The 22,016-nt window shown below is 59.7% G+C and carries 17 protein-coding genes; 9 read left to right on the top strand and 8 right to left on the bottom strand.

Translation table 11 applies throughout. From position 1 onward, the window contains the following. Positions 1 to 72 precede the first annotated feature (72 nt). From AB4Z35_RS02355 to AB4Z35_RS02380, 6 genes are all read right to left on the bottom strand, one after another. Positions 73 to 1,518 (bottom strand): aldehyde dehydrogenase family protein, encoded by a 1,446-nt coding sequence (locus AB4Z35_RS02355; RefSeq protein ID WP_442095884.1) that lies wholly within the window; start codon positions 1,516 to 1,518, stop codon positions 73 to 75. Positions 1,519 to 1,578: 60 nt separating this feature from the next. Then, entirely contained in the window at positions 1,579 to 2,490 is a 912-nt protein-coding gene (kdgD, locus tag AB4Z35_RS02360) for a 5-dehydro-4-deoxyglucarate dehydratase (RefSeq protein WP_442095885.1), read from the bottom strand. 405 nt (positions 2,491 to 2,895) lie between these two features. Next, positions 2,896 to 3,645, bottom strand: a complete 750-nt coding sequence (locus tag AB4Z35_RS02365) for a FadR/GntR family transcriptional regulator (protein ID WP_177323282.1) — start codon at positions 3,643 to 3,645, stop codon at positions 2,896 to 2,898. Between the two features lie 105 nt (positions 3,646 to 3,750). Next, entirely contained in the window at positions 3,751 to 5,478 is a 1,728-nt protein-coding gene (locus tag AB4Z35_RS02370; protein WP_442095886.1) for an ABC transporter ATP-binding protein/permease, read from the bottom strand. Between the two features lie 97 nt (positions 5,479 to 5,575). Beyond that, positions 5,576 to 6,136: a response regulator transcription factor gene (locus AB4Z35_RS02375; RefSeq protein WP_442095887.1), complete on the bottom strand. Its 561-nt coding sequence runs from the start codon at positions 6,134 to 6,136 to the stop codon at positions 5,576 to 5,578. Next, positions 6,129 to 7,391, bottom strand: a complete 1,263-nt coding sequence (locus AB4Z35_RS02380) for an ATP-binding protein (protein WP_008000951.1) — start codon at positions 7,389 to 7,391, stop codon at positions 6,129 to 6,131. Before AB4Z35_RS02380 ends, AB4Z35_RS02375 begins: the two co-directional genes overlap by 8 nt. A gap of 362 nt (positions 7,392 to 7,753) precedes the next feature. Here AB4Z35_RS02380 and AB4Z35_RS02385 point away from each other — a divergent pair, with 362 nt between their 5' ends. The 9 genes from AB4Z35_RS02385 to AB4Z35_RS02425 all read left to right on the top strand — a co-directional run bounded on the left by AB4Z35_RS02385 (position 7,754) and on the right by AB4Z35_RS02425 (position 19,721). After that, positions 7,754 to 8,470, top strand: coding sequence for an SIMPL domain-containing protein (locus AB4Z35_RS02385; RefSeq protein ID WP_008000952.1), 717 nt, complete (start codon positions 7,754 to 7,756; stop codon positions 8,468 to 8,470). 473 nt (positions 8,471 to 8,943) lie between these two features. Further along, on the top strand, positions 8,944 to 10,569 hold the full coding sequence (locus AB4Z35_RS02390) for an ABC transporter substrate-binding protein (protein ID WP_007981472.1): 1,626 nt from the start codon (positions 8,944 to 8,946) through the stop codon (positions 10,567 to 10,569). A gap of 303 nt (positions 10,570 to 10,872) precedes the next feature. After that, positions 10,873 to 12,474 (top strand): ABC transporter substrate-binding protein, encoded by a 1,602-nt coding sequence (locus AB4Z35_RS02395; RefSeq protein ID WP_442095888.1) that lies wholly within the window; start codon positions 10,873 to 10,875, stop codon positions 12,472 to 12,474. A 173-nt stretch (positions 12,475 to 12,647) separates the two neighbouring features. After that, positions 12,648 to 14,081: an OprD family porin gene (locus tag AB4Z35_RS02400; protein ID WP_442095889.1), complete on the top strand. Its 1,434-nt coding sequence runs from the start codon at positions 12,648 to 12,650 to the stop codon at positions 14,079 to 14,081. A 78-nt stretch (positions 14,082 to 14,159) separates the two neighbouring features. Further along, positions 14,160 to 15,755: an ABC transporter substrate-binding protein gene (locus AB4Z35_RS02405; RefSeq protein ID WP_442095890.1), complete on the top strand. Its 1,596-nt coding sequence runs from the start codon at positions 14,160 to 14,162 to the stop codon at positions 15,753 to 15,755. A gap of 74 nt (positions 15,756 to 15,829) precedes the next feature. Next, a complete protein-coding gene (locus tag AB4Z35_RS02410; protein ID WP_442095891.1) occupies positions 15,830 to 16,840 on the top strand; it encodes an ABC transporter permease subunit in 1,011 nt (336 codons plus the stop codon). A gap of 10 nt (positions 16,841 to 16,850) precedes the next feature. Further along, positions 16,851 to 17,762, top strand: coding sequence for an ABC transporter permease subunit (locus tag AB4Z35_RS02415; protein ID WP_442095892.1), 912 nt, complete (start codon positions 16,851 to 16,853; stop codon positions 17,760 to 17,762). Between the two features lie 10 nt (positions 17,763 to 17,772). Then, the gene (locus tag AB4Z35_RS02420) at positions 17,773 to 18,741 is read left to right on the top strand and encodes an ABC transporter ATP-binding protein (RefSeq protein WP_008000966.1); all 969 of its coding nucleotides are present in this window, start codon (positions 17,773 to 17,775) and stop codon (positions 18,739 to 18,741) included. Then, a complete protein-coding gene (locus tag AB4Z35_RS02425) occupies positions 18,741 to 19,721 on the top strand; it encodes a peptide ABC transporter ATP-binding protein (RefSeq protein ID WP_442095893.1) in 981 nt (326 codons plus the stop codon). The genes AB4Z35_RS02420 and AB4Z35_RS02425 overlap by 1 nt, the downstream gene beginning before the upstream one ends. Positions 19,722 to 19,824: 103 nt before the next feature. Here the strand turns inward: AB4Z35_RS02425 and AB4Z35_RS02430 are convergent, their stop codons facing one another. Together AB4Z35_RS02430 and AB4Z35_RS02435 are read right to left on the bottom strand one after the other, a co-directional pair. Further along, positions 19,825 to 20,079: a hypothetical protein gene (locus AB4Z35_RS02430; protein ID WP_442095894.1), complete on the bottom strand. Its 255-nt coding sequence runs from the start codon at positions 20,077 to 20,079 to the stop codon at positions 19,825 to 19,827. Between the two features lie 336 nt (positions 20,080 to 20,415). Continuing rightward, entirely contained in the window at positions 20,416 to 21,999 is a 1,584-nt protein-coding gene (locus AB4Z35_RS02435; protein WP_442095895.1) for a peptide chain release factor 3, read from the bottom strand. Between the last annotated feature and the right edge of the window lie 17 nt (positions 22,000 to 22,016).

Raw genomic sequence — 22,016 nt, forward strand, 5'->3', positions numbered from 1 at the left:
GGGGCATCAGGTTTACCGCCGCGACCTCACGACCATCGCGAGCAAGCTCGCTCCTACAACAGGGATGTTGCGTTACGAACCGATGTAAGAGGTCTTCACCACGGTGTAGAACTCTTGCGCATAGCGACCTTGCTCACGTGATCCATAGGATGAACCTTTACGCCCACCGAACGGAACGTGGTAATCCACACCGGCGGTCGGCAGGTTGACCATCACCATCCCGGCCTGGGAGTGGCGCTTGAAGTGGTTGGCGTACTTCAGCGAGGTGGTGGCGATGCCCGCCGACAGCCCGAACTCGGTGTCGTTAGCCATGGCCAGCGCAGCTTCGTAGTCGGCCACACGCACCACGTTGGCCACCGGGCCGAAGATCTCTTCGCGGCTGATGCGCATTCCCGCTGTGCTGTCGGCAAACAGAGTCGGTGCGAGGAAGTAGCCTTCGGTATCGCAGGTCACCAGGCCACCGCCGCTGACCAGACGCGCACCTTCGGACTGGCCGATGTCGATGTACTTCATGTCCTGTTCAAGCTGGGCTTGCGAAACCACCGGACCGATGTCGGTGCCAGCCTTCAACGCGTGGCCGACCTTGATCGACTTCATGCGCTCGGCCATGGCTTCGACGAACCGGTCGTGGATGCCGGCGGTGACGATGAAGCGGCTCGAGGCTGTGCAACGCTGGCCGGTGGAGTAGAACGCGCTCTGTACCGACAGCTCGACCGCTTGCTTGAGGTCGGCGTCGTCGAGAATGATCTGCGGGTTCTTGCCGCCCATTTCCAGCTGGACCTTGGCCTGGCGAGACACGCAGTTGACCGCGATCTGACGACCCACGCCCACAGAACCTGTAAAGCTGATGCCGTCGACTTTCGGGCTGTTGACCAGTGCATCGCCAACCACACGACCGCTGCCCATCACCAGGTTGAACACGCCGGCCGGGAAACCGGCGCGGGAGATGATTTCGGCCAGGGCCCAGGCGCAACCCGGAACCAGGTCAGCAGGCTTGAGCACGACGCAGTTGCCGTAGGCCAGGGCCGGAGCGATTTTCCACGCAGGAATGGCAATCGGGAAGTTCCACGGCGTGATCAGACCGACCACGCCCAACGCTTCGCGCGTGACTTCGACATTGACGCCCGGACGCACCGACGGCAGGTAGTCGCCGGACAGACGCAGGCACTCGCCGGCGAAGAATTTGAAGATATTGCCGGCGCGGGTCACTTCACCGATGGCTTCAGGCAGGGTCTTGCCCTCTTCCCGGGCCAGCAGGGTGCCGAGCTCTTCGCGACGGGCAAGGATTTCAGTAGCGACTTTATCCAGGGAATCGTGACGAGCCTGAATGCCCGAAACCGACCACGCCGGGAATGCGGCACGGGCGGCGTCGATGGCGGCGTGGACCTGTGCCAGGTCAGCCTTGGCGTAGTCGCCGATGGCATCGGTCAGTTCGGACGGGTTGATGTTGATCGAATAGTCGCCGCCGGCAACCCATTCACCGTTGATGTAGTTATCAAAACGTTTTGAATCAGCCACTGAATCATCTCCTCACGCAAAAAACCGCTGATTGCTCAGCGGCCCTGGTTTTGTCGAGTGTTACTGCGCGCCCTGCTTGTCGATCAGTGCGGCGAGCATTTCGTACTCTTCGCCAGTCAGATCGGTCAGCGGTGCACGCACAGGACCTGCGTCGTAGCCGGCAATTTTTGCCCCGGCCTTGACGATGCTCACCGCGTAACCAGCCTTGCGGTTACGGATGTCCAGGTACGGCAGGAAGAAGTCGTCGATGATCTTGCCGACGGAGGCGTGATCTTCGCGAGCGATTGCGTGGTAGAAGTCCATCGCGGTTTTCGGGATGAAGTTGAACACCGCCGAGGAGTAGACCGGCACGCCCAGTGCCTTGTAAGCCGCGGCGTAGACTTCGGCAGTCGGCAGACCACCCAGGTAGCTGAAGCGATCACCGAGGCGGCGGCGGATCGACACCATCAACTCGATATCACCCAGGCCATCCTTGTAGCCGATCAGATTCGGGCAGCGCTCGGCCAGGCGTTCCAGCAGCGGCGCGGTCAGGCGGCAGACGTTGCGGTTGTAGACCACCACGCCGATGTTGACCGATTTGCACACGGCTTCAACGTGGGCGGCAACGCCGTCCTGGCTGGCTTCAGTCAGGTAGTGCGGCAGCAGCAACAGGCCCTTGGCGCCGAGACGCTCGGCTTCCTGTGCGTACTCGATGGCCTGCCGGGTCGAACCACCCACGCCGGCCAGGATTGGCACGCTGGTAGCGCAAGTGTCGACCGCAGTCTTGATGATTTCCGAATATTCGCTGGCCGCCAGAGAGAAGAACTCACCGGTGCCGCCCGCGGCGAACAGTGCCGAGGCGCCGTATGGGGCCAGCCACTCGAGACGCTTGATGTAGCCCGCACGATTGAAGTCGCCCTGAGCGTTGAAATCGGTGACCGGGAAAGACAGCAGACCGGCAGAAAGGATGGACTTCAGTTCTTGTGGATTCATTATTCGAACACCCTGGATAGCGACGTTGTGTGAGAAAACCGTTCAGCTCGCGCCGAAGTTGTAGGTCATCGTACAACTTAAAATACAACCGTCAACTGCATTTCATCGCCGGGGGTGGAAAATGTCGGACAAGAAGGGCAACAAGCCCACGCGTATGGGCCTTTCAGCGTCGAGAGAAGAAATGGAATGCGCGACCGATTCACAGCAGAGGAGATACGTTGTCGGAAGATTAATCAGCGACTGGCTGAGGAATGCGGCGTGCTTGCGGCCCAATCGCGAGCAGGCTCGCTCCCACAGGGGATCGCCTGCGCACACAAAAATCCGTGAACATCCGCAATCAACTGTGGGAGCGAGCCTGCTCGCGATGACGGCTTACCAGACGATGAGTCGCCCGAAGCAGTAAGACTAACCCCGCTGCGCCTCAGCCTCTTCATGAGCATGACGCAACCGCTCACGGCTGTTGGTCAGGTGCAGGCGCATCGCCGCCCGGGCTGCATCGGAATCCTGGCGGGCAATGGCGTCGTAGATTTCTTCGTGCTCACGGCTCAGGCGACTCATGTAGTGCTGCTGGTCGTCATGGGCCAGGCGCGCGGAGTTCAGCCGTGTGCGTGGAATAATGCTGGTGCCCAGGTGGGTCATGATGTCGGTGAAGTAGCGGTTGCCGGTGGACAGTGCGATTTCGAGGTGAAAGGCGAAGTCCGAAGCCACGGCGTCACTGGCGTGGGCGGCGCCTTCATTCAAGGCATCGAGGGCGGCGCGCATGTTGGCCAGTTGTTCCGGACTGCGGCGTTGCGCCGCCAGCCCGGCAGACTCCACTTCCAGGCTGATGCGCAGTTCCAGGATCGCCAGCACATCTCGCAAGGTCACCACGGTCGCCGGGTCGATACGGAAACCGCTCGGGCTCGGCGTGTCGAGCACGAAGGTGCCGATACCGTGCCGGGTTTCCACCTGGCCGGCCGCCTGCAAACGGGAAATCGCCTCGCGCACCACCGTGCGGCTGACACCATGGGCATCCATGATGGCCGACTCGGTGGGTAATTTGTCGCCACGCTTGAGATGACCGTCGCGGATCTGCTCGGACAGCACCGTCACCAGTTCCTGAGCGAGGCTGCGGCGCTTGCGTGGGAGGCGTGGTGCGTCGTTCGGGGTTTCCATGGTGAACATCTGTCTCGAAAAATTCGGCTGAAACCGCATCATAGCGCAACGCGGTTGTACGATCACCGTCAAGATGACCACCAAACCCTGTGGGATTTGTGGTGTTTATGCGGTCACGGTCTGGTCCACCAGATGGCCATTCTCGATACGAATGTGCCGCGGATGGAAGCGTTTCAGGCTGCTGCGATGGCCGACGCTGACGATGCTCAGCCCCGGCAACTCATCGATCAACGCCTGATACAGCGATGCTTCATCCTCCTCGTCCATCGCCGAGGTCGCTTCGTCCATGTACAGCCATTGCGGCGCATAAAGCAGCGCACGGGCAAAGGCCAGGCGCTGTTGCTCACCCGGCGACAACATGCGCTGCCAGTGGTTGGCTTCGTCGAGACGGGCAATCAGGTGCGGCAAGCGACAGGTTTCCAGCACCTGCACGTAGCGCTCGTTCGGATAGGTATCGCCGGGCTGTGGATAACTGAGGACATCACGCAGGGTGCCAATCGGCAAATACGGTTTTTGCGGCAGGAACAGGTAACGTGCAGATGGCAGGCGAATACTGCCGTGGCCAGTCGGCCACAGGTGTCCCATCGCCCGCAGCAGGGTCGACTTGCCGCTGCCGGAACGACCGCTGAGCATCACACGCTCGCCCTCCTTCACGGTCATGTCGGCGTTGGTCAGCAGGTGACGACCTTCAGCCAGGTCAAGGCCGAGGTTGTGCACCTTCAGCACCGAGCCCGAATTCTGTACGTCGATGGCCGGCGCACGCTCTTCGTTGTCACGCATGGCCTGGTGGAAGCTGAGCAGACGATCGCAGGTGGCGCGCCAGGAAGCGAGGCTCTGGTACGCACTGATAAACCAGCTGAAGCTTTCCTGCACATTGCCGAATGCCGAGCTGATTTGCATCAGCTCGCCCAGTTCGATCTTGCCGGAGAGGTAACGCGGCGCGGCAACCATGAAGGGGAAGATGATGGCTGCCTGGCTGTAACCGGCGGTGAAGAACGTCAGGCGCTTGGACACCTTCATGATGTCCCAGAAGTTATGCCAGACCATCCCGAAGCGGCCGCTCAACCGACGATTTTCGTTCGGCTCGCCGTTGTACAACGCGATGCTTTCGGCATTCTCGCGAATCCGCACCATGGAGAAACGCAGGTCGGCTTCGAAGCGTTGTTGTTGGTTGTTCAGACCGATCAGGCGACGACCGATCAAATGCGTCAGCCAACTGCCCACCACCGCGTAAACCAGCACGCACCAGAACATGTAGCCAGGAATGGTGATGCCGAGGACTTCAATGCTGCCCGATACGCCCCACAGAATGATCGAGAACGACACCAGGCTGACGATATTGCGCAGCAGCCCGATACCCAGTTCAAGGGTGTTTGAGGTGAAGTTATTAAGGTCCTCGGAGATCCGCTGGTCCGGGTTATCGGTGTAACCGCCCTGCTCCAGCTGGTAGTAATTCTTGTCAGCGAGCCAGCGAGCGAAATGCTTTTCGGTGAGCCAGGCCCGCCAGCGAATGGTCAACATCTGAGTCAGGTAGAGCCGATACACCGCGCCGACGATCGCCACCGCCGCAATCGCGCAGAAGTACAGGATCAGTTGCCAGAACGCTGCCTCGTCCTTCTTTTGCAGGGCGTTGTAGAAGTCCTTGTACCAGGTGTTGAACCACACCGAGATCCCCACGCTGATCAGCGACAGCGCAATCACCGCGATCAGCAGCGTCCAGGCCTTGACCTTCTCTTCACTGCGCCAGTAAGGCGTGATCATCGCCCACACTTTGCGAAAAAACTGCCCGCGCACGGCGTCGTTGACCGCGGAATACTCAGCGTTCTGATTCATGGGTAAGGCTCGATAGAGAAAAGAACACGCACGAACCGATCATAGATGATCGGTCCGGTTTGTCGTGAGATACGGCCCGCATTCGTTCAGCGCAGGTTCAGCGGCGAACGGGGCGCTTCTGCAGTTTGCGCTGCAGGGTGCGGCGGTGCATGCCCAGGGCACGGGCAGTGGCGGAGATGTTGCCCTCGTGCTCGGTCAGCACACGCTGGATGTGTTCCCACTGCAGGCGGTCCACGGACATCGGGTTCTCCGGCACCAGGCTGTCGAGGTCGGCGTGCTCGGACAGCAGCGCCGCCAGCACGTCGTCGGCGTCCGCCGGTTTGCACAGGTAGTTGCAGGCACCGCGCTTGATCGCTTCGACGGCGGTGGCAATGCTCGAATAACCGGTGAGAATCACCACGCGCATTTCCGGATCCATTTCCAGCAATTTTGGCAGCAGCACCAGGCCCGAATCGCCGTCCATCTTCAGGTCCAGGGCGGCATAATCCGGCAGATCGGTCTTGGCCAGTTCCAGGCCTTCCTCGGCGGAGCTGGCAGTGCTGACGCGAAAACCGCGGCGGGCCATGGCGCGGGCCATGACGCGGGTGAACGTGGCGTCGTCATCGACCAGCAACAAATGCGGCAGTTCTTCGCCTTCGACTTGGATCTCGTCACTCATGTTCGTCTCCTCGGGCGACACGGGGCAGGCGCAGCTCGGTGAGCGTGCCACCTTCCTCATGACTGTAGAGTTTCACTGAGCCGCCGGCGCGTGTCACGCTGGCTTTGCTCAAAAACAGGCCCAGGCCGAAGCCTTTGCCCTTGGTGGTAAAAAACGGTTTGCCGATTTGTTCGGCGATGGCCAGCGGCACACCGGCGCCATGGTCACGAATGCTGATGGTCAGGTCCTCGGCGTCCCAGTCCAGTGTCACTTGCAACCCCTCGGGGCAGGCATCGGCGGCGTTGTTCAGCAGATTCAGCAACGCCTGGGTCAAGTCTGGCGGCGGCGCCATGCGCGGTACCGCGCCCTGGCCGAGGCGCTGGAAGCGATAACTGGCCTCCGGACGCATCAGGTGCCAGCGATTGAGGGCTTCATCGAGCCAGTCGGTGACGTCCTGCATCTCCACCGCCAGGCGGCGATTGGCCTCAGCCGCCCGAACGAGCTGTTGCAAGGTCTGTTTGCACAGCTTGACCTGATCCTGCAGCACACTCAGGTCATCCTGCAACATCGGGTCATGGTGATCCTGACGCATTTCCTTGAGCAGCACACTCATGGTCGCCAGCGGCGTGCCCAACTCATGGGCCGCACCGGCAGCCTGGGTGGCGACGGCCAGCAATTGCTGATCACGCAGGCCTTCTTCGCGACGAATGGCGCGCAGTTCTTCCTGACGGCGCAGCTCTTCAGCCATGCGCGCGGCGAAGAAGGTGATCACAGCAGCGGCAAGGGCGAAGCTCAGCCACATCCCGTACACCTGCAGGTTTTCCCTGGCAATCGGGAAGGTTTGCAACGGGTAGAACTGCGCCAGCAACAGCGTGTACATCGTCAGCGCGATACCCGACAGAATCACCGAATAACGCCATGGCAACGTCACCGCAGCAATGGTCAGCGGCACCAGGTAATAAGAAACAAAGGGGTTGGTCGAACCACCGGAGAAATACAGCAGCGCACTGTGGATAAACAGGTCGCAGGCCAATTGCACGGCGTATTCGAGCTCGGTCACCGGCCACGAGGTGCGCAGGCGAATCGCCGTGAACACACACAACAGCATCGAGCAACCGAGGGTCGCGGCCAGTTGAAACCAGGGCAGCGGCAACAATTCGAGCCAGTAGGCCAGGCCCACGGAACCGGCCTGGGCGGCCAACACCAACGTGCGGATGAACGTCAGCCGCCAGAGGTTCTGGCGAGTGGCGGAAGTGATTTGAACGGGGGCGAGCATGAGCTCTCCTGATGAGCGCTCCAGGCGGATCGCAGGGAGTATAACCAAGCGCGGGGGCTGACAGGCAAAAGTGCGGCAAACGGCCACAGCCTATTGGCCGGCACACATCCCTTGTAGCAGCTGGCGAAGCCTGCGTTCGGCTGCGAAGCAGTCGTCAATCAGGCTCCGCGTTCATACAAAGACATCATGCACGCAGGTTTTACGACTGCTTCGCAGCCGAACGCAGCCTTCGGCAGCTGCTACAGGGAATCGCGTCGATCTGTATAGAAGTTGTAACTGTGCGAACCGGAGCATAAAAGCTAGAGTCTGATGGTTTCACGCAGGCCCGGACCATATCCCTGCGCACCTCTCAAGGAGCCTTCATGCACACATTCCGCCGCAGCGCCGCCCTCCTCGCCCTGAGCCTTGGCACCGTCGCCAGCCTCCCTGCCCTGGCCGCCGACGAGCTTCATTACAACCAGATTTCCCTGCGCGCCGAAGTCAGTCAGGAAGTGGCCCGCGACCTGATGATCGTGACCCTCTACACGGAAGAACAGAACAGCGACCCGGCCAAACTCGCCGCCAATGTCAGCACTACCATGAACAAGGCGCTGGCCCAGGCCAAGCAGGTCAAGGACATAACCCTGCGCCAGGGCAGTCGCAACAGCTACCCGATCTACGACACCAAGGGCCAGAAAATCACCGGCTGGCGCGAGCGCGCCGAATTGCGCCTGGAAAGCCCGGACTTCGCCGCACTGTCGAAGCTGACCGGCGAACTGCTCACCGACCTGAAAATGGGCGGCATGGACTTCGCCATCGCCACCCCGACCCGCAAGGCCAGCGAAGACGCCTTGCTCAAGGACGCCGTGACCGCCTTCAAGGCCCGCGCCCAACTGGCCACCGACGCTCTTGGCGGCAAGAGCTACAAAATCGTCAACCTGAACCTCAACAGCAACGGTTATCCACAGCCTTACCTGCGCGCGCCGATGATGATGAAAGCCGCCGCCATGGACGCCGCACCGGTGACACCGGATGTCGAAGCCGGCACCAGCCAGGTCAGCATGACCGCCGATGGCTCGATTGAAGTGCTGATGCCTTGACTCGATAGCCCGTAAATAAAAAACGGCGATCACTCACATGATCGCCGTTTTTTTTCAGGCAGTTTTCAGGCATGAGCTATAACTGAAGAGTCCGCCGGGAAAAGCCGGCAGTTGCACCGGGTGCAACTGAGATCGATTGGCCACTATCGGTGCAACAATAACCACTCTTATTCACGCCATACCCACCCCACAAAACGGGGGTATAAATAAGTAACACCCCGCCCTGATCGGGAGCATGTAGCGTTCATCGCGCACCGTAAAAGTGCGTAGTTTGCACCCTGAAAATGCCGCGCAAACGGTCAAATGCGTCAGGACTTATACAAATGCGACATTAAGGTACGTTCGTGCCACCGTTTAAGGCTTGTAGTCACTCTGGATCTTGCATTGGGTATGGCCCCTGCATAAGTATCCGCAGGCACGACTCACGAGGTCGTCCTCTAATTCCAAAAATGACAACAAATCATGAGGCCACCATGCTTAAACAAGCGGTCATTCCGTTTTTAGTTGGCGCAAGCTTGCTAGCCAGCGCACCGTTCGCCCAAGCAGCGACTAACCTGGTGTTCTGCTCCGAAGGGAGCCCGGCCGGTTTCGATCCAGGTCAATACACCACCGGAACCGACTTCGACGCCTCTGCTGAAACCATGTTCAACCGCCTCACCCAGTTCGAGCGCGGCGGCACCGCCGTTATTCCTGGGCTGGCGACCAAGTGGGACATCTCCGATGACGGCCTGAGCTACACCTTCCACCTGCGTGAAGGCGTCAAGTTCCACACCACCCCGTATTTCAAGCCAACTCGTGAGTTCAACGCCGACGACGTGCTGTTCACCTTTAATCGCATGATTAACAAGGATGATCCGTTCCGCAAAGCGTACCCGACCGAATTCCCGTACTTCACCGACATGGGGATGGATACCAACATCACCAAGATCGATAAAGTCGACGACCACACTGTCAAGTTCACCCTCAAAGACGTCGATGCCGCGTTCATCCAGAACATGGCAATGAGCTTCGCCTCGATCCAGTCCGCCGAGTACGCTGCCCAGCTGCTCAAGGAAGGCAAGGCCGCCGACATCAACCAGAAGCCGGTTGGCACTGGTCCGTTCGTGTTCAAGAGCTACCAGAAAGACTCCAACATCCGCTACACCGGGAACAAGGACTACTGGAAGCCTGATGACGTGAAGATCGATAACCTGATCTTCGCCATCACCACCGACCCGTCGGTACGTATCCAGAAGCTGAAGAAAAACGAGTGTCAGGTCACCCTGTTCCCTCGTCCGGCCGACCTGAAGGCGCTCAAGGAAGACAAGGACCTGAAACTGCCTGACCAGGCCGGTTTCAACCTGGGTTACATCGCCTACAACGTGATGCCCAAGGTCAAGGGGCAAACGGACGCCAACCCGCTGGCCGAGCTGAAAGTTCGCCAGGCACTGGACATGGCGGTCAACAAGCAACAGATCATCGACTCCGTGTACCAGGGCGCCGGCCAACTGGCCGTCAACGCCATGCCGCCGACCCAGTGGTCCTACGACACCACCATCAAGGATGCGCCGTACAACCCTGAGAAAGCCAAAGAGCTGCTCAAGGAAGCGGGCGTGAAAGATGGCACCGAAATCGTTCTCTGGGCGATGCCGGTACAGCGTCCATACAACCCGAACGCCAAACTGATGGCAGAAATGCTGCAGTCCGACTGGTCCAAGATCGGCCTCAAGGTCAAGATCCAGAGCTACGAGTGGGGCGAGTACATCAAGCGCTCCAAAGGCGGCGAAAACCAGGCGATGCTGATTGGCTGGAGCGGCGACAATGGTGATCCGGACAACTGGCTGAACGTGCTGTTCGGTTGCGACTCGCTGGAAGGCAACAACTTCTCCAAGTGGTGCGACAAGAAGTTTGACGACACCGTCAAGCAAGCCAAGCGCACCTCGGACCAGGCCAAGCGCACCGAACTGTACAAGCAGGCGCAACACCTCCTCAAAGATGCTGTACCAATGACACCTATCGCTCACTCGACGGTGTTCCAACCCATGCGCGCCAACGTGCAGGACTTCAAGATCAGCCCATTTGGCTTGAACTCCTTCTACGGCGTCAGCGTCAGCAAATAAGGTTTTGCAACGGCGACGTTTCTGACGTCGCCGTTGCTTTATCTACCGAGAAAGCAGGAATTTGCCTACATCCAAATCCGCAGCTGACTACAGCATCGGGTGAGGACGCGTTGCCATTTCCTACGAGTCTTTAGGACTCTACGCATTTACTGTCGGACCCATGGCTCATACCGTCGGGATCCGACCAGTGCGCGCGTGGGTCATCGGTTACTGCTGCGTGCATGGCTTGAAATCAGTGATGCCTCTACGTCCGCGGACGGGACGGCGGCTCATTGACAACACTTTGAGAGAAAAGGGAGCGTTATGCGCCATACCTTGGTTTTATCCGCATTGCTGGGCACCGGCCTGTTGGCCGCCACTTCCATCAGCCAGGCCGCCAACAACAGCCTGGTGTTCTGCTCCGAGGGCAGCCCCGCCGGTTTCGATACGGCGCAGTACACCACTGCGACCGACAACGACGCCGCCGAACCGCTGTACAACCGACTGGCAGAGTTTGAAAAAGGCGCGACCAATGTCGTACCGGGCCTGGCCACGAGCTGGGATATTTCCGAGGACGGCCTCAAATATACCTTTCACCTGCGCGAAGGGGTGAAGTTTCATACCACCAAATACTTCACGCCGACCCGCGATTTCAACGCCGATGACGTGCTGTTCACGTTCAATCGCATGCTCGATCCGCAACAACCTTTCCGTAAGGCTTATCCGACAGAGTTTCCGTACTTCAACGGCATGAGCCTGAACAAGAACATCGCCAAGGTCGAAAAGACCGGGCCGCTGACCGTGGTCTTTACGCTCAATAGCGTGGACGCCGCGTTCATCCAGAACATCGCCATGAGCTTCGCCGCCATCCTTTCGGCCGAGTACGCCGACAAGCTGCTGGCCGAAGGCAAGCCGAGCGACATCAACCAGAAGCCGGTCGGCACCGGGCCGTTCGTGTTCAAGAGCTACCAGAAAGACTCGAACATCCGTTACACCGGCAACAAGCATTACTGGGACCCAAGCCGCGTCAAGCTCGACAACCTGATTTTCGCCATCAACACCGACGCCTCGGTGCGCGTGCAGAAACTCAAGGCCGGCGAGTGCCAGATCACCCTGCACCCGCGCCCTGCCGATGTGACCGCGCTGAAGAACGACCCGGCGCTGCAACTGATCGAGAAGCCAGGTTTCAACCTCGGCTACATCGCCTACAACGTGCGCCACAAACCATTCGACCAGCTCGAAGTGCGCCAGGCGCTGGACATGGCGGTGAACAAGCAAGGCATTCTCAATGCCGTTTACCAAGGCGCGGGGCAACTGGCGGTCAACGCCATGCCGCCGACCCAATGGTCCTACGACGACACCATCAAGGACGCCGCCTACAACCCGGAAAAAGCCAAGGAATTGCTCAAGGCTGCCGGCGTCAAGGAAGGCACTGAAATCACCCTCTGGGCCATGCCGGTCCAGCGTCCGTACAACCCCAACGCCAAGTTGATGGCCGAAATGCTCCAGGCTGACTGGGCGAAGATCGGCCTCAAGGTCAAGATCGTCAGCTATGAGTGGGGCGAGTACATCAAACGCACCAAGAATGGCGAGCACGACATCAGCCTGATCGGCTGGACCGGCGACAACGGTGATCCGGACAACTGGTTGGGCACTCTGTACAGCTGCGACGCCATTGGCGGTAACAACTACTCGATGTGGTGTGATCCGGCTTACGACAAGCTGATCAAGCAGGCCAAGGTCGTCACCGACCGCGACCAGCGCACCTTGCTCTACAAACAGGCGCAGCAGTTGCTCAAGCAGCAAGTGCCGATCACGCCAGTCGCCCACTCAACGGTCAACCAGCCGCTGAGCGCCAAAATCGAAGGGTTCAAGGTGAGCCCGTTCGGCCGCAATGTTTTCTCGGGTGTCAGCATAGAAAAATAACCGATTAGCCAGAAATGCCCGGGGGCGGATTTTCCGCCCTCACGCAGACGCTTTGCCGTCTTTCGCCAATTTGGCCGACAGCAAACGTTTGCGATGCCGTGAACGAGTTCTAAACCAATAGCCGGATCAAAAAATAAGACCGGTATAAAAAAAGAAAGTAAGGAGCTTTACCCATGAAACTGAGCAGCACCGCGTTATTGGCCTTGGCCATCAGCAGCGTAACCGCCACGGCTTACGCAGAAACCCAAAGCCAGGCTTTCACCCCGGTTACCGTGAACGAGAAAAGCGCCCAAAGCGAAGCCACCGGCTTTGTCGAAGGCCAGTCGATCACCGGCACCACACGTAACTGGTACGCCAACGAGCAACTGCAACGCGGCGCCAAGTTCGCCTACAAGAAAGACGGCGTTTCGACCCCGACCGATCGCCGGATCAACTGGGTCCAGGGCACCATCCTCAAGTACAACTCGGGCTTCACCGAAGGCACTGTCGGTTTCAGCACTGAAGTCGCCGCCTACAACGCCATTGCCCTGGACCGGGACCGCAAAGACCTGGCGTCCAACAACGGTGGCGCACCGGGCTCTCGTCCAGGCGCGGGCAACAACCGTACCCTGACCAAAGAAGGCGGCGACGCTCAAGGCCAGTGGAGCAAAGTGGGCCTGGCCAACGTCAAGGCCCGTGTCTCCAACACCACCCTGACCGCCGGCCGCATGAACTTCAGCAGCCCGATGGTCGACGTGATCGGTAACCGTGCACTGCCTTCGAGCTTCGAAGGTGTGGCCATCCACAGCGAAGAGCTGAACAACCTGGCCTTCGACCTGGCCACCTTCGACCGCAACTCACCGCGTACCGAAGAAAGCCAGCGCAAATTCCGCACTGAATACGCCAACGGCATCGTCGAAACCGACCACGTCTATACCGGCGGTATCACCTACAACCCGCTCGCCAGCCTGACCACCAGCCTCTGGGCGACCCAGGCTGAAGACATCTGGAACCAGTACTACTTCGGCGCCTCTCACGTACTGGGCGACAGCCAGGTACTGAGCCTGACCACCGGCCTGAACTACTACAAAACCAAGGAAACCGGTAAAGCCCTGATCGGCGACATCGACAACGACACCTACTCGCTGTCGTTCGGTCTGACCCACCAAGCTCACACCCTGACCTTCTCGTACCAGGAAGTGAACGGTAACGAGTACTTCGACTACCTGCACGAAACCAACGGCATCTACCTGGCCAACTCCCTGCTGTCGGACTTCAACGGCCCGAACGAAAAATCGTTCCAGGTTGCCTACGGTCTGAACATGGCCGAATACGGCGTGCCAGGCCTGAAGTTCAACATCTACCAGGCTCGCGGCTGGGGCATCGACGGTACTCACTACACCGGCAACCAGGGTGTGGCTGGCAAAGGCTACGACGGTATCCAGTCGCAAGATGGCGAACACCATTACGAATACGGCATCGGCGCGACCTACGCCGTGCAGAGCGGCCCGCTCAAGGCCACCACGATCCGCGGCACCTACACCGCTCACCGTGCCAGCGAAAACCAGGCTGACGGCAGCATCAACGAGTTCCGTCTCGTGACCACGGTTCCGTTCAACATCCTGTAATGCACGTGCCGAACGGCTGATTCAATGACGAATCGACCGTTCGGCTTTTGTCCTTTAACTGATTGCAGAGGGTTCTTGATGAAAATGCTTCCCCTACGTGCGGCCATCGCGGCCGCGTTGCTCAGTGTCGCTGTCGGTGTTTCGGCCAAACCCCTGGTGGTTTGCACGGAAGCCAGCCCTGAAGGCTTCGACATGGTCCAGTACACGACTGCAGTCACTGCCGATGCCGTGGCCGAAACCATCTTCAATCGCCTGGCAGACTTCAAGCCCGGCACCACTGATGTGATTCCGGCACTGGCCGAATCCTGGGACATCAGCGAAGACGGCCTGAGCTACACGTTCCACCTGCGTAAAGGCGTCAAGTTCCACACCACCGAATACTTCAAGCCGACCCGCGACCTGAACGCCGACGACGTGGTCTGGAGCTTCCAGCGTCAGCTGGACCCGAATCATCCGTGGCACAAGCTATCGAGTGTAGGCTTCCCGTACTTTGAAAGCATGGGCTTCAAGGAGCTGCTCAAGAGCGTCGAGAAAGTCGACGACAACACGGTCAAGTTCACCCTGACCCGTCGCGAAGCGCCGTTCCTGGCCGACATTGCCATGGCCTTCTCTTCGATCTACTCCGCCGAGTACGCCGACCAGTTGCTCAAGGCCAACAAGACCGGCGACCTGAACAACAAGCCAGTCGGCACCGGTCCGTTCGTGTTCCAGCGCTACAACAAGGATGCCCAGGTTCGCTTCAAGGCCAACCCGGAGTACTTCCGTGGCAAGCCACCTGCTGATGCGCTGATCCTGGCCATCGCCACCGACAACAACGTACGTCTGCAGAAGCTCAAGGCCAACGAGTGCCAGGTCGCGCTGTATCCGAAGCCGGATGACATCCCGAGCATCAAGAAAGACGACAAGTTGAAGGTCGATGAGCTGAACGCGATGACCGTTTCCTACGTCGCCATGAACACTACGCACAAGTACATGAGTGACGTGCGGGTGCGCAAAGCCATCGACATCGCCTTCGACAAAGAGGCGTACGTCAATGCGTTGTTCGGCAAGGGTAATGCAACCGCCGGGGTCAACCCGTACCCGGACACCCTGCTGGGCTACAACCACAGCCTGAAGAACCCGGCCCATGACCTGGACAAGGCTCGCGCCCTGCTCAAGGAAGCTGGCGTACCGGAAGGCACCACCTTCACCCTGTTCACCCGCAACGGTGGCGGTCCGACCAACCCGAACCCAATGCTCGGCGCGCAGATGATGCAAGCCGACCTGGCCAAGGTCGGGATCAAGATCGACATCCGCGTGATGGAATGGGGCGAAATGCTCAAACGCGCCAAAAACGGCGAGCACGACATGGTTTCCGCCGGATGGGCGGGCGATAACGGCGACCCGGATAACTTCCTGACGCCTATGCTCAGTTGTGAGGCCGCCAAGAACGGAGAAAACTACGCCCGCTGGTGCAATGACAAGTTCCAGGCGCTGATCGATCAGGCCCGTGAAAAAACCGATCCGGCCGAGCGTGCAGCGCTCTACGAACAGGCCCAGGTTATTTTCAACCAGGACCAGCCATGGATCAGCATGGCGCACACTAGAATGTTTACTGCAATGCGCAACAACGTAGAGGGCTATCAAATTAGCCCCCTCACCACTAATAACTTCGCCACCACCCAGGTGAAGTAGATAAGAAAACTCCCGGCATGCCTGACCCCAGGCATGCCGGGCACGCCTAACCGGCTGATGAGGTACACCTTACGATGTTTAGTTTTATTGCCCGCCGACTGGGGTTACTGATCCCCACGTTTTTCGGCATCACCTTGCTGACATTCGCGTTGATTCGCATGATCCCTGGCGACCCCGTGGAAGTCATGATGGGCGAACGCAGAGTCGACCCGGAAATGCACGCTCAGGCAATGGAACGCCTAGGTCTGAACAAACCCCTGTATGCCCAGTACCTGGATTACATCGGCAAACTGGCCCACGGCGATCTCGGTGAATCCCTGCGAACCCGTGAAAGCGTCTGGTCAGAATTCACCTCTCTATTCCCCGCGACCCTGGAACTGTCCTCGGCCGCCCTGTTGTTCGCCGGTGTCCTGGGCCTCCTGGCCGGAGTGATCGCGGCACTCAAGCGAGGGTCCCTGTTCGACCATGGGGTGATGGGAGTCTCCCTGGCGGGATACTCGATGCCGATCTTCTGGTGGGGCCTGATCCTGATCATGTTCTTCTCGGTGAGCCTGGGCTGGACCCCGGTTTCCGGGCGTATCGACCTGCTCTACGACATCGAGCCACGTACCGGTTTCATGCTGATCGACACCCTGCTGGCCGACGAGCCGGACGCCTTCTTCGACGCCCTGCACCACCTGATCCTGCCGGCCATCGTGCTCGGCACCATTCCGCTGGCAGTGATCGCGCGGATGACCCGCTCGTCGATGCTCGAAGTGTTGCGTGAAGACTACATCCGCACCGCCAAGGCCAAAGGCCTGTCGCCGGCACGCGTGGTGTTCGTACACGGCCTGCGTAACGCGCTGATCCCGGTACTGACGGTGGTCGGCCTGCAAGTCGGCACCCTGCTGGCCGGTGCGGTCCTGACCGAAACCATCTTCTCGTGGCCCGGCATCGGCAAATGGCTGATCGAAGCCATTGGCGCCCGGGACTATCCCGTCGTGCAAAACGGCATCCTGTTAATCGCCTGCCTGGTGATTCTGGTCAACTTCGTAGTGGACATCCTCTACGGCTTTGCCAACCCACGCATCCGTCATCAGCGCTGAGATCATGACCATGACCACTCCAATTCCATCGGTAGCAGTCGATCAAAGCCTGCTGTACCCGTCTCCGTACAAAGAATTCTGGCAGGCGTTCTCCAAGAACAAAGGTGCCGTCGCCGGCCTGATGTTCATGCTGCTGGTGATTTTCTGCGCAATCTTCGCCCCTTGGGTCGCGCCGCATAACCCGAGCGAGCAGTACCGCGACTTCCTGCTGACCCCGCCGGCCTGGCTGGAAAGCGGGCAAATCCAGTTCCTGCTGGGGACCGATGAACTCGGTCGCGACCTGCTGTCGCGTCTGATCCACGGTTCGCGCCTGTCCTTGATGATCGGCCTGTCGTCGGTAGTCATGTCGCTGATTCCGGGCATCCTGATGGGTCTGTTCGCCGGGTTTTTCCCGCGCGTTCTCGGCCCGACCATCATGCGCCTGATGGACATCATGCTGGCCCTGCCGTCCCTGCTGCTGGCCGTGGCGATTGTCGCCATCCTCGGCCCTGGCCTGATCAACACCGTGATCGCCATCGCCGTGGTGTCCCTGCCGTCCTATGTTCGCCTGACCCGCGCTGCGGTGATGGGCGAACTGAACCGCGACTACGTGACCGCCGCGCGCCTGGCCGGTGCCGGCCTGCCACGCCTGATGTTCGTTACCGTGCTGCCTAACTGCATGGCGCCGCTGATCGTTCAGGCCACCCTGAGCTTCTCTTCGGCGATCCTCGATGCCGCGGCACTGGGCTTCCTCGGCCTTGGCGTACAACCGCCAACCCCTGAGTGGGGCACCATGCTGGCTTCGGCCCGCGACTACATCGAACGCGCCTGGTGGGTAGTGAGCCTGCCTGGCTTGACCATTTTGCTCAGCGTGCTGGCAATCAACTTGATGGGTGACGGCCTGCGCGACGCGCTGGACCCGAAACTCAAGAACGCCGCCTGAGGAGATTCCCATGTCACTGCTAGAAATCAAGAATCTCAACGTTCGCTTCGGCGACAAAAACGCCACGCCAGTAGTCGACGGCCTCGACCTGACAGTGGACAAGGGCGAAGTGCTGGCCATCGTTGGCGAATCGGGTTCCGGCAAGTCCGTGACCATGATGGCGCTGATGGGCCTGATCGAGCATCCGGGGATAGTCACCGCTGACGCCCTGAATTTCGACGGCAAGAACATGCTCAAGCTCAACAATCGCCAGCGTCGACAGATCGTCGGTAAAGACCTGTCCATGGTCTTCCAGGATCCGATGACCGCGCTGAACCCGAGCTACACCGTGGGCTTCCAGATTGAAGAAGTGCTGCGCCTGCACCTGAAAATGTCCGGCAAGGCTGCCCGCAAGCGCGCCATCGAACTGCTGGAAAAAGTTGAAATCCCGGGTGCCGCCAGCCGTATGGACGCCTACCCGCATCAACTGTCCGGCGGCATGAGCCAGCGTGTCGCGATTGCCATGGCGATTGCCGGCGAGCCGAAACTGCTGATCGCCGACGAACCGACCACGGCGCTGGACGTGACCATTCAGGCGCAGATCATGGACCTGCTGCTGGCGTTGCAGAAAGAGCAGAACATGGGCCTGGTGCTGATTACCCACGACCTCGCCGTAGTGGCCGAAACCGCCCAGCGCGTGTGCGTGATGTACGCCGGCCAAGCGGTCGAAGTGGGCCAGGTGCCGCAACTGTTCGACATCCCGGCACACCCGTACAGCGAAGCACTGCTCAAGGCGATTCCGGAACACAGCCTGGGTGCCACCCGCCTGTCGACCCTGCCGGGCATCGTTCCCGGTCGCTATGACCGCCCTCAGGGCTGCCTGCTGTCGCCGCGCTGCCCGTACGTGAAAGACAACTGCCGCCAGCAACGTCCGGCCCTTGACCAGAAAAGCAACAGCCTCGCTCGCTGCTTCTACCCGCTGAACCAGGAGGTGGCGTAATGGCCGTCGTTCTTACCGCCCGCGACCTGACCCGTCACTACGAGGTGTCCCGAGGCCTGTTCAAGGGTCACGCCACCGTGCGCGCCCTCAACGGCGTGTCGTTCGAACTGGAAGCCGGCAAGACCCTCGCTGTCGTCGGCGAGTCGGGCTGCGGCAAATCCACCCTGGCCCGTGCCCTGACCCTGATCGAAGAACCATCCTCCGGCTCCTTGAAAATCGCCGGCCAGGAAGTCGCCGGTGCCGACAAGGCCCAGCGCAAGCAACTGCGCAAAGACGTGCAGATGGTGTTCCAGAGCCCGTACGCCTCGTTGAACCCACGGCAGAAAGTCGGTGATCAGCTTGCAGAGCCATTATTGATCAACACCAACCTGAACGCCGCCGAACGTCGCGAGAAAGTCCAGGCGATGATGAAGCAGGTGGGCTTGCGTCCCGAGCACTACCAGCGTTATCCGCACATGTTCTCCGGCGGTCAGCGCCAGCGGATCGCCCTGGCCCGGGCGATGATGCTGCAACCGAAAGTGCTGGTGGCGGACGAACCGACCTCGGCGCTGGACGTATCGATTCAGGCGCAGGTGCTCAACCTGTTCATGGATTTGCAGCAAGAGTTCAACACCGCCTACGTGTTCATCTCCCACAACCTGGCAGTGGTACGCCACGTTGCCGACCATGTGATGGTGATGTACCTCGGTCGCCCGGTGGAAATGGGCGCGAAAGAGGACATTTACTCCCGTCCCCTGCACCCCTACACCCAGGCGCTGTTGTCGGCGACGCCGGCCATCCACCCGGATCCGGACAAGCCGAAAATCAAGATCGTCGGCGAATTGCCCAACCCGCTGAACCCGCCATCCGGCTGCGCCTTCCACAAGCGCTGCCCATACGCCACCGAGCGTTGCAGCACTGAAGAGCCGGCCCTGCGCCTGCTCGACGGCCGCCAGGTGGCCTGCCACTACGCCGAGCAATTCCTCGACGGCGCGGCATAAAAATGTGGGGGCGGGCTTGCTCCCACAGGTAACGCGTTAACCAAACCCCTTCTACTTCGATTGCGCATCGGTCTGGTAGAGGGGGTTTTCTTTTGTCTGCGGCTTACGTCTGGCTGTCGCCTTCTTCTTCATCGGAGTCCGGCTCGTCGGTGGTCGAATCATCGCCGTTGTCAGCACCACCCTGCCCCTTATCGCCGGGCTCCGATTCGGATTTGGCGAGCATCAACCCCGCGTAACCCGCTTGCCCGCTCGAAGCCTGCTCCCCATGATCGATGCACTCGGCCCACGCCATCGAAGTTCCGAGCGAGAGCATCACCAACACCTTCAACAGCAGTAAAACGCGAAACAACCTGTTCATAGCCGATTCCTTCCTTTCGTAGAGTGCCTGTCTGGTGCTGAGTGAAATCTAGTTCCGATCAGCCTGGTTCTCCAGATTGGACGCTATCGAGCGGGGGGAAATACAGAGGGTAGGGAGACTGGTTTTGAATAGGGGTTATTCCCAATTCAACTAACACCGAAGAACCCTGTGGGAGCGAGCTTGCTCGCGATGGCCGTTAACGATGACGCGCACTCTGAATAAACGCGGCGCACTTGAGATCATCGCGAGCAAGCTCGCTCCCACAGGGAGATTTGCCAGACATTAAAAAGCCCCGAGGCATTCGCGTCGGGGCTTTTTGATTTTGCAACTCAGCGCTTAATGATGCTCACGCGTCGCACGGAATTTCACGTCCGGCCAGCGCTCTTCCATCAGAGCCAGGTTGACCCGGGTCGGTGCGAGGTAAGTCAGATGACCGCCGCCGTCCAGTGCCAGGTTTTCCACAGCCTTGTTGGAGAATTCCTCAAGCGTCTTCTTGTCGCTGCATTCGATCCAGCGTGCGGAATAAACGGTGATCGGCTCGTAGGAGCACTCGACCTTGTATTCCTCTTTCAAACGGCTGGCGACCACATCGAACTGCAGCACACCGACGGCGCCGAGGATGATGTCGTTGCTGCGTTCCGGGAAGAACACCTGGGTCGCGCCTTCTTCGGCCAGTTGCTGCAGGCCCTGGCGCAGTTGCTTGGATTTCAGCGGATCTTTCAGACGTACGCGACGGAACAGTTCCGGGGCGAAGTGCGGGATGCCGGTGAAGCCCAGAACTTCGCCTTCGCTGAAGGTATCGCCGATCTGGATGGTGCCGTGGTTGTGCAGGCCGATGATGTCGCCGGCAAACGCCTCTTCCAGTTGCTCACGCTCGGAGGAGAAGAAGGTCAGCGCGTCGCCGATCCGCACGTCCTTGCCCGTGCGCACGTGGCGCATCTTCATGCCTTTTTCGTACTTGCCCGAGCAGATACGCATGAAGGCGATGCGGTCGCGGTGTTTCGGGTCCATGTTTGCCTGGATCTTGAAGATGAAGCCCGAGAACTTCTCTTCCACCGGCTCGACCGTGCGCTCGTTGGCCACGCGCGCCAGAGGGCGCGGTGCCCAGTCGACCACGGCGTCGAGGACGTGGTCGACACCGAAGTTGCCCAGCGCCGTACCGAAGAACACCGGGGTCAGTTGACCGTCGAGGAACTCCTGCTGGTTGAACTCGTGGCAGGCGCCCTGCACCAGCTCAAGCTGTTCGAGGAAACGCTCGTACTCGTCACCCAGATGCGCACGGGCTTCATCGGAGTCGAGCTTCTCGATGATCTTGGTTTCGGTGCGCTCGTGGCCGTGACCGGCGGTGTACACGATGATGTAGTCATCGGCGAGGTGATACACGCCTTTGAAGTCACGGTAGCAACCGATCGGCCAGGTGATCGGCGCAGCCTTGATCTTCAGGACGGCTTCGATTTCGTCGAGCAGTTCGATCGGGTCGCGGATGTCACGGTCGAGTTTGTTGATGAAGCTGACGATCGGCGTGTCACGCAGACGGCAGACATCCATCAGGGCGATGGTCCGTGGCTCTACACCTTTACCGCCGTCGAGAACCATCAAGGCCGAGTCCACCGCCGTCAGGGTGCGGTAGGTATCTTCGGAGAAGTCTTCGTGGCCCGGGGTGTCGAGCAGGTTGATCATGTGCTCGCGATACGGGAACTGCATGACCGACGTGGTAATGGAAATACCCCGCTGCTTTTCCATTTCCATCCAGTCGGAGGTGGCATGGCGATCGGATTTACGAGATTTCACCGTACCGGCTACCGCAATGGCCTTGCCCATCAGCAAGAGTTTCTCGGTGATGGTGGTTTTACCGGCATCGGGGTGGGAAATAATGGCGAAAGTGCGGCGTTTCGCGACTTCGGCGGCCTGTTTGGTCATGGGAAATCGCCTGGCAG

It is taken from the genome of Pseudomonas sp. KB_15 (assembly GCF_052114525.1).
GTDB lineage: Bacteria > Pseudomonadota > Gammaproteobacteria > Pseudomonadales > Pseudomonadaceae > Aquipseudomonas.

Excerpts from the sequence above, each read along its gene's own strand:
- AB4Z35_RS02420 (WP_008000966.1), top strand. The coding sequence starts at position 17,773 with ATGTCACTGCTAGAAATCAAGAATCTCAACGTTCGCTTCGGCGACAAA.
- AB4Z35_RS02385 (WP_008000952.1), top strand. The coding sequence starts at position 7,754 with ATGCACACATTCCGCCGCAGCGCCGCCCTCCTCGCCCTGAGCCTTGGC.
- AB4Z35_RS02365 (WP_177323282.1), bottom strand. The coding sequence starts at position 3,645 with ATGGAAACCCCGAACGACGCACCACGCCTCCCACGCAAGCGCCGCAGC.
- AB4Z35_RS02435 (WP_442095895.1), bottom strand. The coding sequence starts at position 21,999 with ATGACCAAACAGGCCGCCGAAGTCGCGAAACGCCGCACTTTCGCCATT.
- AB4Z35_RS02405 (WP_442095890.1), top strand. The coding sequence starts at position 14,160 with ATGAAAATGCTTCCCCTACGTGCGGCCATCGCGGCCGCGTTGCTCAGT.
- AB4Z35_RS02410 (WP_442095891.1), top strand. The coding sequence starts at position 15,830 with ATGTTTAGTTTTATTGCCCGCCGACTGGGGTTACTGATCCCCACGTTT.
- AB4Z35_RS02375 (WP_442095887.1), bottom strand. The coding sequence starts at position 6,136 with ATGAGTGACGAGATCCAAGTCGAAGGCGAAGAACTGCCGCATTTGTTG.
- AB4Z35_RS02415 (WP_442095892.1), top strand. The coding sequence starts at position 16,851 with ATGACCACTCCAATTCCATCGGTAGCAGTCGATCAAAGCCTGCTGTAC.
- AB4Z35_RS02400 (WP_442095889.1), top strand. The coding sequence starts at position 12,648 with ATGAAACTGAGCAGCACCGCGTTATTGGCCTTGGCCATCAGCAGCGTA.
- AB4Z35_RS02425 (WP_442095893.1), top strand. The coding sequence starts at position 18,741 with ATGGCCGTCGTTCTTACCGCCCGCGACCTGACCCGTCACTACGAGGTG.
- AB4Z35_RS02430 (WP_442095894.1), bottom strand. The coding sequence starts at position 20,079 with ATGAACAGGTTGTTTCGCGTTTTACTGCTGTTGAAGGTGTTGGTGATG.
- AB4Z35_RS02390 (WP_007981472.1), top strand. The coding sequence starts at position 8,944 with ATGCTTAAACAAGCGGTCATTCCGTTTTTAGTTGGCGCAAGCTTGCTA.
- kdgD (WP_442095885.1), bottom strand. The coding sequence starts at position 2,490 with ATGAATCCACAAGAACTGAAGTCCATCCTTTCTGCCGGTCTGCTGTCT.
- AB4Z35_RS02395 (WP_442095888.1), top strand. The coding sequence starts at position 10,873 with ATGCGCCATACCTTGGTTTTATCCGCATTGCTGGGCACCGGCCTGTTG.
- AB4Z35_RS02370 (WP_442095886.1), bottom strand. The coding sequence starts at position 5,478 with ATGAATCAGAACGCTGAGTATTCCGCGGTCAACGACGCCGTGCGCGGG.
- AB4Z35_RS02380 (WP_008000951.1), bottom strand. The coding sequence starts at position 7,391 with ATGCTCGCCCCCGTTCAAATCACTTCCGCCACTCGCCAGAACCTCTGG.